This window comes from Thalassotalea nanhaiensis (assembly GCF_031583575.1).
GTDB classification, from domain to species: domain Bacteria; phylum Pseudomonadota; class Gammaproteobacteria; order Enterobacterales; family Alteromonadaceae; genus Thalassotalea_A; species Thalassotalea_A nanhaiensis.
In genome coordinates this window covers 3,518,241-3,536,657 of sequence record NZ_CP134146.1, presented here as the reverse complement: position 1 = coordinate 3,536,657, position 18,417 = coordinate 3,518,241, and the positions used below count along the sequence as shown (strand labels likewise).

Sequence of the window (18,417 nt, the reverse complement as noted above, 5' to 3'; positions counted from 1 at the left end):
GATTGTTTACTGATTTCAAATGAGATGATAGATGAATAAGTTTATTACATTAATACTAGCAACTAGCGTAGTTTCTTGTGCACTCACGCAACAAGTGTTTGCTAATAATGAAAGTGTAGAAACGTTAAAAGATCAAACGTTAGTTACAACCCATTGCCCTGAGTTTTTAAACCATACAATTCGTAAGTTAAATTCAAAGCAGTCAATTGATATTTGTCAGCAGTTTCAGGGCAAAACCTTATTAATTGTTAATACTGCCAGCAACTGTGGTTTTACTCCGCAATTCAAGGCTCTTGAAGCGTTATATCAAGATTATAAAGAACAAGGTTTAGTTATTTTAGGCTTTCCTTCGGATAACTTTTTTCAAGAAGAAGACCTTGAAAAAGACACGGCTAAAGTATGTTTTGTAAATTATGGCGTAACCTTTCCTATGTTTAACACCATTGAGGTTCGTGGTAGTGATGCCCATCCTATATTTGCCCATTTAGGCGAACAAACCGCATCGCCGTACTGGAATTTCTATAAATATTTAGTTAGCGCAGACGGTAAAAACATTCAGCGTTTTAATTCAAAAACAGAGCCGCAATCAGCGCACTTGATCAAAGCAATTGAAGCCCAATTGGCTGTCGATAGTTCATTTTAACGTTTGCAAAGAATAGAGTAATTTAATGTCGCGCTTTTCTGCTAATAATAAAAATATACATAATGGCAATGTCACCAAAGGGCCAGTAGATACTGGCTCAGTTAAAACCGGAGTGTTACTTTGCAACCTCGGTACGCCAGACGCGCCAACGGCAAGTGCGTTACGCAGTTATTTACGTGAGTTTTTGTCAGATCCTCGTGTCGTCGAAATTCCAAAATTTATTTGGATGATCATTTTACACGGAATTATTTTAAGAATTCGACCGGCAAAATCGGCGAAGTTATATGAAAGTATTTGGACCGAACAAGGTTCGCCCTTGCTTAGTATAAGTAAAGATCAGCAAGTGAAAGTCGCAGCACAAATAGCCGAGCAGTATGGTGATGACGTAGAAGTAGTCATTGCTATGCGCTATGGGAACCCTGGTATTACTCAGGCCTTGCAAAATATGCAAGCAAAAGGGGTAAATAAAATAATTGTTTTACCACTTTATCCACAATATGCAGGGCCAACAACAGGTTCCACTTTCGATGCTATCACCAAAGAAATTCAACAATGGCGATGGGTTCCATCACTACATTTTATCTCAAGTTATCACGATCATCCCGGCTATATTAATGCACTAAGCAATAGCATTAGTGAACATATTGAGCAGCACGGAAAGCCTGACAAACTTGTATTTTCATATCATGGTATGCCTAAGTTATTCCATACTAATGGCGATCCTTATTATTGTTTTTGTCACAAAACAACACGCTTGGTTGTTGAGCAATTAGGTTTGACTGAATCTGACTATCAGCTAACGTTTCAATCAAGGTTTGGTAAGGCTGAATGGTTAAAGCCTTATACTGATAATTGTTTGAGCGAGTTTGCAACACAAGGCATTAAAAAGGTTGCTGTGATCAGCCCTGCCTTCAGTGTTGATTGTTTAGAAACGCTTGAAGAGTTAGAAGTTGAAAGCCGTAAGGTGTTCATTGATGCTGGCGGTGAACAATTTAATTATATAAAAGCATTAAACGACAGAGACGATCATATTGACGCTATTGTTGAGTTAATCAAACCACACATATAAATCACTTTCTAAGTATTGCCCCATCAGCGAGAATTAGTACAAATCCAGTTCAGAGGATTTGTTGCTCATTCTCTGCTGTTTTATTGACAAAATCGTTATTAATCTTTAACATCTCGCCACTAATTTTTGAGTAAAAACTTTAATGCTACTCGGTATTAACTTTCTGTTGAATAACAGTGTTTTACTTATATTTCTGTTTTAAGACTATATTTATGTCTTAATACCTACTTTCACTACCGTGAGTTTATGATGTTTGAATTACATGCAAGTAAAGTAACTAGCCTGAAAAATGATGTGTTATCAGGTTTAACAGTTGCTTTGGCACTCGTACCAGAAGCCGTGGCATTTGCCTTCGTTGCTGGTGTTGATCCTTTAGTAGGATTATATGCCGCTTTTATGGTTGGTCTAATTACGTCTGCCTTTGGTGGTCGTCCTGGGATGATTTCTGGTGCAACTGGCGCTATGGCCGTAGTTATGGTGAGCCTAGTGGCATTACATGGAGTGCAATATCTCTTTGCCGCCGTTGTACTTACCGGTATCTTCCAAATAATCTTTGGGGTGTTTAAATTAGGTAAATTTATTCGACTTGTGCCTCATCCGGTGATGCTCGGTTTTGTGAATGGCTTAGCTATTGTAATTTTCCTTGCCCAACTTGGTCAGTTTAAAGTAACAAATGACGTAGGTGAGTTAGAATGGATGACAGGTTCAGCGATGTACACTATGGTTGGTTTAATAGCCTTAACCATGGCAATTATTCACTTTTTACCTAAGTTAACTAAAGCTATTCCATCATCGTTAGTGGCTATTATTGTCGTTACAGCAATTGTATTCTTTACAGATATAGATTCTCGTACGGTTATTGATTATGTAATCGATATGACCGGTGATCCTGCAAGTACATTGGCTGGCGGTTTACCAAGTTTCGCGATTCCATCAGTGCCATTTAACCTTGAAACGTTAATGATTATATTGCCATTTGCTTTGGTGTTAGCGGCAATTGGTTTAATTGAATCATTATTAACACTTACCTTAATTGACGAGCTTACTGAAACACACGGACAAGCTAACCGTGAATGTGTTGCACAAGGTGCAGCCAATACAGTTAATGGTTTCTTTGGCGGTATGGGCGGTTGTGCGATGATTGGTCAATCAATGATCAACGTTAACTCTGGTGGTCGTGGTCGAGCATCGGGTATAACGGCAGCATTAGCATTACTTGGTTTTATATTGTTTGCGTCTGGTCTCATTGAGATAATCCCACTTGCCGCATTGGTAGGGGTTATGTTCATTGTTGTTATTGGTACTTTTGAATGGTCCAGCTTACGTATTATGGGCAAAATTCCAAAAGCTGACGCCTTCGTTATTATTTTAGTATCGGGTGTCACAGTAATATCTGATTTAGCGGTAGCCGTTATTGTTGGTGTTATTGTTTCTGCTTTAGTATTTGCTTGGCAGCATGCAAAACACGTTATTGTTAATCGTTCAACCGATGATAAAGGTTGGACTGTTTATGACGTTAATGGCCCATTATTCTTTGGCGCTATTTCAAGCTTTTTGGAACAATTTGACCCGAAAAGTGATAGCCAAGATGTTATTGTTGAATTTAAAAATTCACGTGTTGCAGATCACTCTGCTATTGAAGCAATCGATACTCTCGCTGAGCGTTACAAGAGCCGTGGTAAAACGTTGCATCTTCGACACTTAAGTGCAGAATGTCGTACATTACTTACTAAAGCAGGGGACTTGGTTGAAGTTAACTATATTGAAGATCCTAGCTATCATGTTATGTCAGATAAGCTTGATTAACGCTTTAAAGTGCTGAACATTACTGATTTTAAAGGGGCTATTAATGCCCCTTTTTGTTGGCTATACTTTAATGTAGTAATTAAACAGTTCACTGAATGAGTAGTTAAGGCCATTAATGCAAGATTTGCAACTCGACTTTTTTGACGTACCAAGCCCATGTCGTGGCGTATGTAAATCAGATGACAAAGGCTATTGTCAGGGCTGTTTTCGTACTAGAGAAGAGCGATTTGGTTGGAAAGAGTTGAATAATTCAGAAAAGCAGCGAGTTATAAAGTTATGCTTACAACGAGAAAAGCGACGAACAGCACCAGCCAAAGCTAAAGTTGAAGAAACACTACCACTCATTGTTCAACCTTCCTTGTTAGACCCCCAGCCAGACAATCGAATTTGCGATGCAATCGATGAAGATGATTTTGGCGACTTCGAATTATAAAGCCAATACTCCATGAACAGAAAGCTGATAACGAAAATCTAAATTGGCCGTAAATACATCGCTTCGTTTGAATAATAAGCAAGCAATCATTATTATCTAAAAATTAGTTGATAAGCTGTTAAATGCGCTATATTATACGCGCTCTTTCAGAAAAAGATTTTATCTTTTACTTGAAAGCCCCGATAGCTCAGTTGGTAGAGCAGCGGATTGAAAATCCGCGTGTCCCTGGTTCAAATCCGGGTCGGGGCACCATACTTTAAGGCTCTGCATACGCAGGGCCTTTTTTCATTCTGCCCCCCTTTAATCTCTAGCATTAATTCTCTACATTGATGTTTTTACCTGTCGTATTTGTTTGGCCAATGCATCTTTATAAAAAATATATTTGATTTTTATAGGTAAAAACTTATCTCGGTTACAATTTTTTTTATTTTTCTACTTTGTTCGTTTTGTAAACACTTTGTTGAATATTTGCACTGCCTTTTCTTTGTTTGTATTTGAGTGAAAACTCAGCTTTAACTTGTTGTTATATCAGAGAAAATCTAATTTGTTGTGATGTTGCGTTGTTTTAATTTTTAAAACTTACGTTGTTACACATGGCTTTGATTTAGTGGGAGTTAATCATAATTTTACATTTATTTTACAGCTGATCGGCTCATCCGATCAGATAGTGTTTGTAATTAAATGTTACTTAGGGTAATTTCTTTTTAAATCTTAAATAAATTGTACAAATTTATAATTAAAATTAGTACTGTGAATCAGTGGGAATGATGCTGGTTTAAAAGGTTTTGTTGAAAATTCGTTTTATTTCAACATGTTGGTGGCTGAGTTGTTGTTCGCACCAACTTTAGTGGAACAATGATAATTATAATAAATGTCTATTTTGTTGCAGTATTGTTAACAAATTATTACTGGGCACACGTTTAACCAGTAGTGACCTAGAACACAAATTACAAGAGAGTGAAAATGAAGTTTAATGACAAGAGCAAGAATTTAAAGAAATCAGTATTGGTTGCCGCCATCACAAGTGCTTTATTACTTACTGGTTGTGCTGGCGAAGATGGTAATACTGGTGCGCAGGGTACTCCAGGTATGCAAGGCCCTGTAGGTCCAACGGGACCAACCGGACCAACGGGTCCAACAGGTGAAGATGGAACAGGAAGTGGCGTAGAAGATGGCTCTGGTTCAGCGGCATTTGCTTATACAACTTCAGATCATCCAATTTATGATGACGCTATTTTAGTTAGTGATTATTTTGAAGGAGACCTGGTTGATGGTGAAAGTGACATTACTGATGCGATTAACCTGGCAATTTTTGATTTAAAAAGTGGTGATACGTTACTGCTTCCACAAGGGCGCTATTTTGTAAATGATACGATTCTTTTGCAAAACATGACGAACGTTACTTTTACCGGTTATGGTATTAACGAAACGCAACTTGATTTCAGTAAATCAACAATGGCTGACGATGCTGTACGCTTTGAAGGTGGTTCAGGTTTAGAGATTCGTGACTTTAGTGTTTTTGAAGCTAAAAAGAACGGCATCAAAGTTGAAAAAGCAAATGGCGTTTTAATGGCCTATACGGGCGCTATTTGGGAAGGTGTTTTAGATTCAAGCAACGGTGCTTATGGTTTATACCCTGTTAGTTCACAAAATGTGATTATGGAGTATAACTTTTCATATGGTTCAGCTGATGCTGGTATTTATGTAGGTCAAACAAATAACATTGTTGTTCGTCATAATGTTGCTAAAAATAACGTAGCAGGTATTGAAATTGAAAACTCGACCAATGCTGATGTTTATGAAAACTTTGCTACAGAAAATAGTGCGGGTATCTTGGTGTTTGATTTACCAGGCTTAGAAAAAGCATTTGGTGAGAATGTTCGTGTATTTAATAATAAAATGATCGCCAATAACGGTAACAATGTTGCTCCGCCAAACTCTACCGTTGGTAAAGTTCCTCCTGGAACAGGGTTTTTAAATCTAGCCACGTCAAATGTTGAAATTTATCATAATGAATTTAGAGATAACCATACCGCTTCAATGGAGCTAGCAAGCTATTTCTTAATTGATGACAACTTTGATAACTATTCTGATAAGCATGTTGCGACAATGATGGCTGGTTGGAATCCAAACTACAATAAAAATTATATTCATGACAATTATATTGAGCGTTCAGGGGCTATGCCAAGAGGTAATTTATTAAATTACGTGCTTGTTCCTGGTATTGACGAAGCATATCCTCAATTTACTATTATGAATGGTTTTACTGGTATGACGCTAGAATTAGCTCCTGATCCAATGACGTTTGAAGCAACTCCTACTGGCGGAGTTATCGATAATACTGCAAATAAGATGCCTGCAATTTTATTTGATGGTATTGGTCAGTTTGTTATCAACGAAACCGATAGTTTCGCCGCGTTATATGCGTTAACTGGTGATACTTTCCTACCTTATGAAGCTGATGATGGTGTGTGTTTAGCAAATAACATTGACGCAAATTCTGTAGCTTCATTTAACGAATTTGGTGAAGCAAAAATTGGTACTGTATTCCCATCGAAGATGGCTGATGCCGTTAATGGTATCGCTGGTGGCTTACCTGCGCCAATTTTTAAAACTGAAGTAATTCACGGCGATAACTCTTCGTTTACTTGTGCAACAACACCTGAGCGTTTACCTGCTCCTACCGTTACTTTTCGTGGTATGAAATATGGCTGTAATGGTGATGACCAATCATCATTCTCATGTAACCTATAACGTCAATCGAATAAGTATCCCAAACAAAGGTGGGCTGTGCCCACCTTATTTTTGAACCCTAAATTGTTAATTTTAAGTAACGGGTGTTTTATGAAAACAACTAAGTTAAAGCAAGTTCAAATAATTTCACTTGCTGCTATTTTCTCTATCACAGTGTCTGCCTGTGGCGCAGGTAGCGAAGATTTGCCAAAGAATGCTCCAGCAACTATTCAAGATGCTGATGGCGATGGTTATGCCGATCACAATGATGCTTTTCCAAATGATGCCGCTGAATGGTTTGATACTGATGGCGATGGTTTTGGTGATAATGCTGATGTGTTTCCACATGATTCAACAGAATGGTTAGATTCCGACAGCGATGGTTTTGGTGATAATGTTGATGCATTTCCACTTGATGCTGAAGAATGGTTAGATGAGAATTCTAATGGCATTGGTGATAATAACGATCCTGATCTAGGTTGGACTCCCAATGATGGTGCTGGTGCACCAGACGGCTCTGATGGTAATTGTGATGCAAATACTGACGGTGTTAACTGGAACGCATTGATGACAGAAAACTGTACTGACATTGCGTCTTACAATTTGTTTAAAGATAGCAGCGATCCTACAACGAATCCTAACGCAGGTGGCGTTCCATTCGATTTGGCGGTACCGTTATTTACCGATTATGCCACTAAATATCGTTATGCGTTCATTCCTGAAGGTTTGACGGTTACCTACAGTGCTAATGAAGTCTTAGACTTTCCGGTAGGCTCTGTCCTTGTTAAAACTTTTACTATGCCAGCTAATACAGCCGATAGAGAAGGTACTGAGTTGGTAATTGAAACTCGATTACTTATACATCGCCCAGATGGTTGGATGGCATTACCATACTATTGGGATCCTATTGAGTCGTCTGGTGATACAGCGAAACTTGCAATCACCGGTGCCAGTTTAGATGTGACTACAACTCACAAAGGTGAAGAGTTGGCATTTACTTACAACGTACCTAAGGCTACATCGTGTAATTCGTGTCATCAAATTTTACCTGTAACGCAAGATTCTGACGATATTCGTCCAAACGTTTTTAAACCAATTGGACCTAAAGCTCGTAATTTAAATAAAGATTATGCATATGATTCAGGCAGTGAAAATCAACTTACCTACTGGGCTGATAATGGTCTATTAGTTGGTTTACCTGACGCGGCAGATAATTTAGAGAAAATGATGTTATTTAGAGATGATACTATTTTGTCGCAATTATCAGCAGAAGAGCTAGAAAGAACTGCTCGTGGCTATTTAGATATTAACTGTGCGCATTGTCATCGTTCTGAATTGACACTAAGTGAAGCTGGACATGAACATTATGCCGGTGCTGCTGGGTACACAGGGTTACAACTTGAATATAACCGAGATTATGCAACGCAAACGTCAAAGTTTGGTACCTGTAAAGCACCTATTGCAAATCGTGATGATACCAACCGTACTGAGTTTCTTGACGAATTTCCAGAAGAGCTAACGTATGATGTGGTACCACAAGCACCAGAACAGTCTTATTTGTTATATCGTTTAACGACATCTAATGCCAACCAACGTATGGCACCATTAGGTCGCAGTACTAAACATGCTGAAGGACTTGAGTTAGTTAAAGCTTGGATTAACTCTCTTCCAGCAGAAGGTTGTTCTCCAGAATAATTTTTATCGATATTTCGAACGTTCAAAAAACCAGCATTTATGCTGGTTTTTTTATATCTGTACGAGTTAGGCTCTGATACACTCTTTGCCTTTACTTCATATGCCAAGTGTACAAAGACGGTAAATTTTCCTATGGTTAAATAGAGTTTGTATCGCTTTATAATAATGATAAGGGAGCTGCATGCTGTTTACTAAAATACGCTATGGTTTATTGAGCTTCACTTTATTGGTATTAGGCTTCTATTTATCTATATACCATGCAATTTTTGTTCTATTAGGCATTCCTTTTGTATATCAACTGTACTACGTGCCGTTGAACTATCTTCATCAGAAATGTTTTAACAGGGAATTAGTTATTCCAATACCATCTCGGCAAATTAAGTTTTATGCCTGGTATCATTATGTGAGCTTTTTAGGGTTTGTCGTTTATTGGCTTTATATTTGGCTGGTTTTAGGTGAGGTGGCAAATTGCTTATCAGGGTTTCCACACTGGTTTAGCAGTTATTCATTTTGTCGTACAGATTAAAGCCAATAGGCTACTATTGGCTGAAATTTATGACTTTTATAACGCTAAGTCGATGAGCATCTCGATCAACTCATCTTTAGAGATTGAATTGTCGTGATTTTTATCAAACTTGTGGAAAATTGTTTCGCACATGCGAATACCTTTTTCTTTTAAAAGACAGTCGATTAATTCAACAAATTCAGAGCGGTTAATTACCCCGTCTTTATCTTCATCAAATACTTCAAATAATTCATCTGCCCATTCTTTAATTTGCATGTTATATCCTTGCAATAATGCTTTTTTCTTAATGTATAGTGATTCATTATAAATTGGAATAGCGATTATGTAACAATTCTTACTATACCAGTAAAATAATACCAATTTGCTCAATTAACAGACTTGGTATTATCATTTTATAAATATGTTCGGCTCTTTGCCTTCAATCCAATATGCGAATAACGCATCAATTGTCTTACTACGTTTCTTCATCGCAATCCAATGACTAATAAATCGTTCAAAAGCCAAATCACCAGTTGCAACAGGAAAAGCTATGTCAATGGCCGGAGCTAAAGGTTTAGGCATAACAACAGCATAATCTGGGTACAATAAGGTCCAAGCTGAGGCACCAGCCGCACCATACATCATCGCATCTATATTTTCGCCCTGCTTCTTGAACATCAACCTTGGCGTAGATAATTCCCAAACTTTATTATTTGGCATGTTTTTTTGAATTGATTGTTCGTAAAAATAAGCCTCGGGAATACCGATGGTTAACGCTTTATTATCGATTATATCCTTCCAATAGGTAAATTTTCGTCTATCTTTGTCGCGCACTAAAAATGAAAACGGCTCAGCTGTATATGAGGAAGTTAACGTGTATTCCAATAAATTCTTCGGCGTAACTGGAATACCAGAGACTATATCCAGATAACCATTCGATAATAACTCTTTGGTTTGCGTGCGATAAATACGAACAAATTCTATGTTTACCCCTAGCTCTTGTGCCAGTAGATGGCCCAGCTCAATGTCTAAGCCAACTAATTCACCATCTTTATTGTGAAATGCGTAAGGGAGTGAGTCACGGTAATACCCCATACGAATGATGCCGCGTTGCTTAATGTTATTCAGGGTCAGGTTACGTTTTCCGAAAGGGCCTGCAATATTGGCCGGCTCTTTTAAGTAACTCGCTTTGGCAGAAGGTAATAAAAGGTCTCGATTGATGAATTTTTCGTAACCTTGATATGGATGACTAATAGAATTAAAGGTTAAACTTAATAGTAAAAATATCAGTGCTGTTGCAATAGGGGTCGACACCGATAAAATAGTGAATGGTTTTATGTAAAACTTTACTTTATTTAGTACAAGTAAGGTAACCAATAAGCTCATCACAGTGATAAACATCACAGACAGCAGCGCACCTAATCGAGAAATAATTAATTGCTCTGCAACGACAAATAAATCAAACATACTTGCTGATATGTTCACGTTGTCGAGCAGGTTAGGTACGGCAATCATGCTCGAACCAAACAGTTGCATAACCGCAAAAATCATTAATTCAGGGTAGTCGCTTACATGTACCGACTCTCCAGAAAACCAACCTGCAAATAACACAAATAAAATCGCCAGTAATTTACCGCCAATAGGTAAACTAAAAGAAATAGGGACGATAACAGAAGGTATGCGTTTTGCGTCGTTATGCAGTTTTGCGTAATCAAAGAGTTGTTTTCTCACGCTTTGCGCAATTAGTGGCAATACGATAAAAATGCTGCCAGTCGCAAATGCGGTTATCAGAGCATCTTTTGCCGTTAAAACTACCTGTTTATATGTTAAAGGCGTAATGATGGCAACTAATAGAGGTAGAACGACAAAACTAAGTAGTAATACAACACAAGCAGCGGTAGCGATATAAACCATCAACCCGTCTAATTCATCGGGTTTTATTGTCGCCGACGCATGCAAAGCAATCGCAAATACGCCTATTGGAGCAAACTTCATCACGAAATTTGTTACTAATGTTAAAGCCTCACGTAAATCTTTAAATATATACAGTGTACGCCTTTTACTTTCTATGCCGATAAAGCCAAGTCCAACAAATATACTAAATATAACTACTGCAGGAATGATGGCTTGTGCATAAGCATTGAAAGGGTTTGCGGGTAAAAATAGTTCTAATATGTTTTGTTCATCTGTTGTCACCTGATTGGAAGCGCTATAAAAAGCAGCGGCGCTCCAATCTGGAAAAGCTAAAGGAGATAAGCCAATAAAGACCAGTACAATAGTTGATAAAATAAGCAAAGTTGAACCACCAAATTTTATTAACTGTTTTCCTTGCTTTCTACTCATGCTACCGATGCCGTATATTAAAGATACCGAAATATACGGCAATGCAGTCATCTGCATTAACATCACAAAACCTTGGCCAGTTAATTCAACTACAGGTAAAGTGAATTGCGTGGTAAACCCTATAAGGAGACCAAGAAACATTGCTATTATTATTTTGTTAGCCAATTATTTTCCTTATAAATTCCAATATAAATACACGTTAATAGGACGAGAACGTAACTTTCTTTATTATAAACAGTTAATTATAGCTTAAGGAAGTTAGAGGAATTTAACTATAACAACGTTTACTTTTCTGCTATGTTATTTAATAAGGTGTAAACCTTTGATACTAAATAGAATAATAAAATAGAAAATCAATTAAATGCCAACTCTCTCATTTAAGCAATTTAAAGAACAAGTTAAGCCGTTACTTTTTGTTTTGGTGGTTTCTGCCATCGGTTTTTTATTAAATTTATATCCCATTCCATTATTCTCAAATATCCATTTAATTATTGGTAATGTTGCCTTTGTCATAATTGCTATGCGTTTTGGTGCGCTATATAGCTTGTTATCGGCAATGATAGTTGCAACTGCATTTGTCATTTCTTTTGCACATCCATTTGGTTACATCATTTATGGCCTAGAGGCTGTATTTATCGCTCTATTGAGAAAGCGTGGCTGGTATGTCCTTTATGGCGATCTCTTGTACTGGTTGTTAATAGGCATGCCATTAACGGCATTTGTGCTAAATCAGTTAAGCGATATGCCTGATCAATTATTTTTGTTAACCATAACTAAACAAGCATTCAATGGATTGGTTTATACCTGTTTAGCTGGATTGATTGTTTACTTTTTCCCAAAAACATTTGCCATTAAATATCGGCAACAGCCTAGAGTGTTGCGTTCATTTAAAGTACAACTGGTTTATGCTACAACACTTATTATTACCTTCTCTATCATGGCAACCTCAATATTTGTTACCCAGAGTGTGATTAATAGCCAACATGAAATACTTGAAAAAAGCATATCAGAGCATAAGCAATATTTAAAATTATCTGCGGATAGGTTTATTGATAAACATGTTCAAGCTATTGAAAATGCGGCAAGTAATTTATCGTTACAGCGCAAAGTCGATAATGCTAAACAACAGGATTTTCTATCGACATATCATGATTTATATCCTGAGTTTAGAACAATGTTTATTAGTAATAACGAAGGTTTTGTTACGACCATGTCGCCATTAAGTATGTTAGCGCAATTAAAAGAAAAAAATAAAATGCCTAATGTAAACTTTCGAGAATATTTCAAAGTAAGTATTGAAACTGACGAGGCGTTCATTTCAGATGCAATTTTAGGTAAAGGTTTTGGTCAAGACCCTATCGTTTCTATTAGTAAGTCGTTTTCTTTTCAAGACGAACAGCATAAAAGTGGCATTGTTCAAGGCTCACTCAACTTAACTAAATTTGAACGTATTATTCCAGATAATTTAGCTGATGACGTATCTTATGTAATAACGGGTAAAAGTAATCAGGTTATTTATGCTTCTGCCAGATTAAATCTAAATGTGTTAAATCAATTTAATTATACTGAAAAGAAGGACTTAACATTTGAAAATACGGGGTTAGTAGCATTATCTGATCAAAATACCGAAGAGAATTTGGATTATTTTTTGACTGAAGATACGCTTAAAAATGGTTGGAAAATTTATGTTCTCCTAGATTCAAACAAGGTAATTGCAAACGTCGAACGAGAGTATTTATTAATATTTAACTTACTATTTCTCGCATTTTTAATTTCAATCAGCTTGGCAAATACAATAGGTAAACAAATAACCAAGCCATTAAACTTTATCATTAAACAATTGCAAAACTTTGAAGGTAATAATAGATTCAGGTTCAAACCTCTATACGATAATTCAGCTAAAGAAATTGTCATTCTTTATGATGAACTTCAGCGTAGTAAAATAGAAATCAATAATTACCACAACAAACTGGAGAAAAAAGTAGAGCAACGCACTAAAGAATTACAAGCGGTTAATGAAAAGCTGACACAGTTAGCTCAAAAAGATGGATTGACGCAAATATACAATCGCCGTTATTTTGATGAACATTTTGCTTTGTTTCAAAAAATGGCATTTCGAAGCAATAATAATTTAGCCGTTGTTTTATTGGATATTGACAAGTTTAAGCTTGTGAATGATCTTCATGGTCACTTGATCGGTGATGAATGCTTGAAGATTATTGCTGCAACCATAACTAAAGAGTTTTCCAGAAGTACAGATTTAATCGCTCGTTATGGTGGTGAAGAATTCATTCTATTAATTAATCAAATTTCTGAGAAAAATTTAACATATAAACTAGAGAAGCTGCGAAAAGTAATTGCTAGTACTGTTATGTACAATCAAAAACACGAAGGTTTTAAAATAACGGCAAGTTTAGGTGCCGTCATTGCGCCATCTGATTTTAGCACTGAAGCTAAAGATTGGATAAAAGTTGCTGACTTATGCTTATATAAAGCTAAAAAGTCTGGCCGGAACAACGTTCAGCTAGAAAATTTCTTAGGTCAATTTTAACTGACGTAGGTTTTATTACTTTAGACCTGAATTTCAACTGGTGTAATCTTGTACAAATTGTTAATTTACTCCTTTAAATAATATTAACTATCACAACGTGTGTTGAACGCGATTATATCGGAGTAGAAAATGAACATAGATGGTAAACAAGCTGCAGCTGAGCTTAGAGTCAGATTAGCAAAAGAAGTAGACGCTCTTCAATCTGAGAGAGGTATTACTCCTGGCTTAACCGTTGTGTTGGTTGGTGAAGACCCTGCTAGCCAAGTTTATGTTCGTAACAAAGTAAAGCAAACTCGTGAAGTGGGGATGATTTCAAATGAGATCCGGTTAGATGAAAGCACCACTGAAGAGGCATTGTTAACCATTCTTGCCGAACTTAATATTGATGACACCGTACATGGTATTTTAGTGCAATTACCGCTACCTAAACATATTAATGAAGAGAAGATCATAGCAACCATCAAACCTGAAAAAGATGTTGATGGATTTCATGCGATGAACTCTGGTCGTTTATTAAATGGTGAAAAGGGTGCGTTAGTGCCATGTACTCCGCAGGGTTGTGTTATTTTAGCCAAGCATCATCTAGGTGATGATTTATCAGGTAAGCATGCAGTAATAATTGGTCGTTCGAACATTGTTGGTAAACCGGTTAGCATTTTGTTTTTACAAGAAAATTGTACTGTTACAATTGCTCATTCTCGCACTCAAGACTTGCCCAATATGTGTCGTCAAGCTGACATTTTAGTTGCAGCTGTTGGTCGTCCTGAAATGGTTAAGGCTGATTGGGTTAAACCTGGCGCTACTGTAATTGATGTAGGGATTAACCGAATTGAATTAAGCGATGGTAAAACTAAGCTTGTTGGAGATGTTGACTTTAATGATGTTTCACCAGTTGCCGGCGCTATTACCCCTGTGCCAGGTGGTGTTGGACCAATGACGATTGCCTGCTTGTTGAAAAACACCGTAGAAGCGGCAAAAATTTACGGCAAATAGATAACCTACTAACTTAAAAAAAAAGCCCGTAATTGCAATGCAGTTACGGGCTTTTTATTGTTACCAGCTAAATGTTATAAGCTAATAGTTGTATGAACTTTTTCACCTTCAATGTGATCCGGTTCAAACCAGCGAGCAGTTACTGATTTAGTTTGTGTCCAAAACTGTATTACTTGTTTACCATTAGGTCCTAAGTCACCTAACTTTGAAGCACGAGAACCAGTGAACGAGAAAAATGCTACCGGTACAGGAATTGGTACATTGATACCAATTTGACCAACATCAATATCATTTTCATATTTACGTGCAACATAACCAGATGAAGTAAAGATTGAAGTACCGTTACCATTAGGGTTTGCATTAATAATTGCAATAGCTTCATCTAATGTTTCAACTTCTAATACACATAACGCAGGACCAAAGATTTCTTGCGTGTAAATGTCCATATCAGTGGTTACACCAGAGAACATTGTAGGGCCAACAAAGTTACCATTTTCATAACCTGGTACAACTACATTACGACCATCAACTAATAAGTTAGCGCCTTGTTCTACACCCGAATCAAGTAACTTGATGATGCGTTGTTTTGCCTGAGGAGAGACAACAGGACCTAAATCAGCATCACGGTTTGTACCAGCATCAACAATCATCGTTTTAGCTCGCTCAGCAATCTCAGGTAACCAGCTACGAGCTTCACCAACTAAAATAGTCACTGGGTTTGCCATACAGCGTTGACCCGCAGCGCCAAAAGCCGAACCTAGTAAGTCGTTAATAGCACGATCTTTGTTTGCATCTGGCATGATAACCATATGGTTTTTTGCACCCATCATACATTGTGCACGCTTACCGTGTTTACTTGCATGGTTATAAACGTGAGTACCAACACCAGTAGAACCGATGAACGAAACAGCTTTAACGGCATCGTGCTCAATAATACGGTTAACAACTTCTGGGCCGCCGTGTACTACGTTTAGAACACCTGCAGGTACACCTGCTTGCAATGCAAGCTCTACCATTAACATTGTTGAAGATGGATCTTGCTCAGATGGCTTTAATACAAATGTGTTACCACAAACAATTGCTGCCGGAAACATAAAGGCAGGTAACATTACCGGGAAGTTAAACGCGGTAATACCAGCGCCAACACCTAACGGTTTGTTTAATGTGTAAACATCAACATTTGTGGCTGCGTTGTTTGCCATTTCACCTAGTTGTAAACGAGAAATAGAACACGCGTTCTCAACAGCTTCAAGGGCACGACCAACTTCACCTTCGGCATCTGGTAGTGTTTTACCGTGTTCAAGGGTGATTAATTTTGCAATTTCAACCGTATTTGCTTCAAGTAACTGTTGGTACTTAAGCATGATACGCATACGCTTGGTAATTGATGTTTTGCTCCAGGTTTTGAAAGCTTGTTCAGCGCTTTCAATTGCTGCATCTACTTCTTCAAGTGTTGCCATTGGCACTTGTGCCACAACTTCTTGAGTTGCTGGGTTTAATACATCTAGCCATTGCTCAGATTTTGAAATAACTTTTTCACCACCAATAATTAGTGGAATTTGGCGAATAGACATTGCTCGCTCCCTTATAACATATGAGTTAATTGCCAACTGCATTTATGCCTTGGCTTTAAAATTGTATCTAGGATAGTCGCATACTGTGGTGATAACAAGGTCATTAGTGCAAGGTCTATTTGCAAATTTGCAAGACATTGGCGTGATGCTTTGTTATATTGAATGAATGAATTGGGATGATATAAAAATATTCTTACAAGTTGCCCGTACTGGCAAGCTTGCATTGGCTGCGAGGAACCTTAACGTTGATTCATCAACGGTTTCCAGGCGTTTACACTATTTAGAAAAGTCATTAGAAGTCAGCTTGTTTGAACGTGGTGCAGAAGGGCATTTGTTAACCGTAGAAGGCCAACAATTAATGCAAACTGCCAAGCGAATGGAGCAAAACTTACAATCTTCGGTTGCATCATTGCAAGGCATTAATAAAGGCGATTCCGGTAATGTACGTCTTGGTACTACAGAAGCATTTGGTAGTTTCTTTTTGGCGACTAAAATGCGTGAATTTTCTAATCTCGCACCAAAAATCAATGTTGATATCCTTACTTTTTCGCGCCAGGTAAATCTAACTCGCTATGAGGCTGATATTGCCATTAATGTTGGTAAACCTGATAAAACTTCAATGGTGGTTAGTAAGCTTTGTGATTATCGTTTAAAGCTTTACGCCAGTAATATCTATTTAAGAAATCACCCAATCACTAAAAAATCAGATTTGAATCAGCAAAGCTGGATAGCGTACGTTGAGCACCTTGATTTTAGTGATCAACTTTCACACGTAAAAGACCTGGCGCCCGATGTGGTTCCAATTTTGAAAAGCTCAAGTGTTATCAGTCAATATTTAGCGGTTAAAAGTGGGTTGGGCATTGCTGTACTACCATGTTTTGTCGCTGATTTAGACCCTGAGCTAAAACCGTTACTTGATGATGAAATTGATATTGTCAGGCAGTTTTATTTAATGGCACAGGCAGATCGAAAACGTATTGCACGAGTTGAAATGCTATGGAATTTTATTAAAAAAACGGCGAAGGCGAATCAATTGTTATTGATGGGCAACAAACGAGTTTAATAAAGGCCCACTATAAATAGTGGTTAAACTCGTTAATGGCAGTGAATGTGTAAGAAAAAATCAAAATCAATTCTGATCCAATTGCTGAAAACGAAAATCCATATAGTCTTGGGTGATACGTTGCTCTAATGATACCGCTTGTTCTGTTGGACAAAACAGTATGATGGTAAATTTAAAATTACCTAAGTCAGTCGTCGTAATCCGTATATACGGCTCTTCGCCGGGTAAATCGACGCCAAGGTGTTTTTCAATCACATTATTATAACGGCGACCCACTTCTAAAAAGTCTTGAGTGTATTCGTTCATTTTGGAAAAAATATGCTCGCGTGCGGCAAATACATTAATGCTAGCATCGGTGGTGATAGAAAACGTGTGATACACATAGCGTTTCATAAAATTCATATTTTTAACTGTCTCAGTTAAAAACTGGCTATTAGGAATCGTTACTGTTTTGCCGGTGTAATTATAATTATTATTGGCAAAGTCTATTTCTTGAACCACAGTGGACAATATATTGTGCTCTATGACTTCGCCATAATTGTCACCCGCTCTGATCCAATCTCCAATAACAAAGGCATTTGATGTTGCTCTTAAAATAGAACCACTAAGACACAAAATTAATTCTTTTGACGCAATAACGATTGCGACCGCAACGGCGGCAATAGATAACGCGAACGTCTCAAGCTCTACCCACCACAAACTAAGCAGCATAATCGCAATGATCATTACTGTTAGATTTTTGGTGCGTGAAATCCAAGTTCTATGTCGTTCATTTAAAAAGTCATTACCACGGCGAATAAAGTTCACAATTTGATGCGAGATAAATTGCATACCTATTACTACACATATAGATAAGAAAATTTTATTGGTAATTAATATGGAAAATTGTTGTACAACGTCTGACATTTTCGGATCAACATATAAATAAAAGGGTGAATATAATAACGTAACTTATCTCCAAAGGTTGTAATTTATTGATTTTTCATGAGCTTGTACTATTGTTCAAGTT

Annotated in this window: 13 protein-coding genes and 1 tRNA gene; 10 read left to right on the top strand and 4 right to left on the bottom strand. The window is 37.3% G+C overall.

What is annotated here, in order from left to right; translation table 11 throughout:
• Window positions 1-31 precede the first annotated feature (31 nt).
• From RI845_RS15315 to RI845_RS15285, 7 genes are all read left to right on the top strand, one after another.
• On the top strand, window positions 32-643 hold the full coding sequence (locus tag RI845_RS15315; RefSeq protein WP_348387042.1) for a glutathione peroxidase: 612 nt from the start codon (window positions 32-34) through the stop codon (window positions 641-643).
• Between the two features lie 25 nt (window positions 644-668).
• A complete protein-coding gene (gene hemH, locus RI845_RS15310; protein WP_348387041.1) occupies window positions 669-1,712 on the top strand; it encodes a ferrochelatase in 1,044 nt (347 codons plus the stop codon).
• A gap of 249 nt (window positions 1,713-1,961) precedes the next feature.
• Entirely contained in the window at window positions 1,962-3,518 is a 1,557-nt protein-coding gene (locus RI845_RS15305; RefSeq protein ID WP_348389548.1) for a SulP family inorganic anion transporter, read from the top strand.
• A gap of 115 nt (window positions 3,519-3,633) precedes the next feature.
• Window positions 3,634-3,951: a DUF1289 domain-containing protein gene (locus RI845_RS15300; RefSeq protein WP_348387040.1), complete on the top strand. Its 318-nt coding sequence runs from the start codon at window positions 3,634-3,636 to the stop codon at window positions 3,949-3,951.
• A 176-nt stretch (window positions 3,952-4,127) separates the two neighbouring features.
• A tRNA-Phe gene (locus RI845_RS15295) sits at window positions 4,128-4,203 on the top strand.
• A gap of 711 nt (window positions 4,204-4,914) precedes the next feature.
• Window positions 4,915-6,705 (top strand): parallel beta-helix domain-containing protein, encoded by a 1,791-nt coding sequence (locus tag RI845_RS15290; protein WP_348387039.1) that lies wholly within the window; start codon window positions 4,915-4,917, stop codon window positions 6,703-6,705.
• Window positions 6,706-6,795: 90 nt separating this feature from the next.
• Window positions 6,796-8,379, top strand: coding sequence for a hypothetical protein (locus RI845_RS15285; protein ID WP_348387038.1), 1,584 nt, complete (start codon window positions 6,796-6,798; stop codon window positions 8,377-8,379).
• A gap of 562 nt (window positions 8,380-8,941) precedes the next feature.
• On the opposite strand, the gene RI845_RS15280 is transcribed toward RI845_RS15285, so the two are convergent.
• Window positions 8,942-9,160, bottom strand: a complete 219-nt coding sequence (locus RI845_RS15280) for an EF-hand domain-containing protein (protein WP_348387037.1) — start codon at window positions 9,158-9,160, stop codon at window positions 8,942-8,944.
• A 132-nt stretch (window positions 9,161-9,292) separates the two neighbouring features.
• On the bottom strand, window positions 9,293-11,392 hold the full coding sequence (locus RI845_RS15275; RefSeq protein WP_348387036.1) for a cation:dicarboxylate symporter family transporter: 2,100 nt from the start codon (window positions 11,390-11,392) through the stop codon (window positions 9,293-9,295).
• A gap of 196 nt (window positions 11,393-11,588) precedes the next feature.
• Here RI845_RS15275 and RI845_RS15270 point away from each other — a divergent pair, with 196 nt between their 5' ends.
• Window positions 11,589-13,778, top strand: coding sequence for a diguanylate cyclase (locus RI845_RS15270; RefSeq protein ID WP_348387035.1), 2,190 nt, complete (start codon window positions 11,589-11,591; stop codon window positions 13,776-13,778).
• Between the two features lie 129 nt (window positions 13,779-13,907).
• Window positions 13,908-14,771, top strand: a complete 864-nt coding sequence (gene folD / locus RI845_RS15265; RefSeq protein WP_348387034.1) for a bifunctional methylenetetrahydrofolate dehydrogenase/methenyltetrahydrofolate cyclohydrolase FolD — start codon at window positions 13,908-13,910, stop codon at window positions 14,769-14,771.
• Window positions 14,772-14,845: 74 nt separating this feature from the next.
• Here the strand turns inward: folD and RI845_RS15260 are convergent, their stop codons facing one another.
• Entirely contained in the window at window positions 14,846-16,345 is a 1,500-nt protein-coding gene (locus RI845_RS15260; RefSeq protein ID WP_348387033.1) for a CoA-acylating methylmalonate-semialdehyde dehydrogenase, read from the bottom strand.
• A 166-nt stretch (window positions 16,346-16,511) separates the two neighbouring features.
• Here RI845_RS15260 and RI845_RS15255 point away from each other — a divergent pair, with 166 nt between their 5' ends.
• Window positions 16,512-17,408, top strand: coding sequence for a LysR family transcriptional regulator (locus RI845_RS15255; protein WP_348387032.1), 897 nt, complete (start codon window positions 16,512-16,514; stop codon window positions 17,406-17,408).
• Between the two features lie 66 nt (window positions 17,409-17,474).
• Here RI845_RS15255 and RI845_RS15250 read toward each other — a convergent pair whose 3' ends face one another.
• Window positions 17,475-18,314, bottom strand: coding sequence for a mechanosensitive ion channel family protein (locus tag RI845_RS15250; protein ID WP_348387031.1), 840 nt, complete (start codon window positions 18,312-18,314; stop codon window positions 17,475-17,477).
• Window positions 18,315-18,417 lie beyond the last annotated feature (103 nt).

Bases quoted from the DNA above. Each gene is read 5' to 3' on its own strand.
- RI845_RS15300 (WP_348387040.1), top strand. From the start codon at position 3,634: ATGCAAGATTTGCAACTCGACTTTTTTGACGTACCAAGCCCATGTCGT.
- RI845_RS15255 (WP_348387032.1), top strand. From the start codon at position 16,512: ATGAATTGGGATGATATAAAAATATTCTTACAAGTTGCCCGTACTGGC.
- RI845_RS15280 (WP_348387037.1), bottom strand. From the start codon at position 9,160: ATGCAAATTAAAGAATGGGCAGATGAATTATTTGAAGTATTTGATGAA.
- RI845_RS15260 (WP_348387033.1), bottom strand. From the start codon at position 16,345: ATGTCTATTCGCCAAATTCCACTAATTATTGGTGGTGAAAAAGTTATT.
- RI845_RS15315 (WP_348387042.1), top strand. From the start codon at position 32: ATGAATAAGTTTATTACATTAATACTAGCAACTAGCGTAGTTTCTTGT.
- RI845_RS15285 (WP_348387038.1), top strand. From the start codon at position 6,796: ATGAAAACAACTAAGTTAAAGCAAGTTCAAATAATTTCACTTGCTGCT.
- RI845_RS15270 (WP_348387035.1), top strand. From the start codon at position 11,589: ATGCCAACTCTCTCATTTAAGCAATTTAAAGAACAAGTTAAGCCGTTA.
- RI845_RS15305 (WP_348389548.1), top strand. From the start codon at position 1,962: ATGTTTGAATTACATGCAAGTAAAGTAACTAGCCTGAAAAATGATGTG.
- RI845_RS15290 (WP_348387039.1), top strand. From the start codon at position 4,915: ATGAAGTTTAATGACAAGAGCAAGAATTTAAAGAAATCAGTATTGGTT.
- RI845_RS15250 (WP_348387031.1), bottom strand. From the start codon at position 18,314: ATGTCAGACGTTGTACAACAATTTTCCATATTAATTACCAATAAAATT.
- folD (WP_348387034.1), top strand. From the start codon at position 13,908: ATGAACATAGATGGTAAACAAGCTGCAGCTGAGCTTAGAGTCAGATTA.
- hemH (WP_348387041.1), top strand. From the start codon at position 669: ATGTCGCGCTTTTCTGCTAATAATAAAAATATACATAATGGCAATGTC.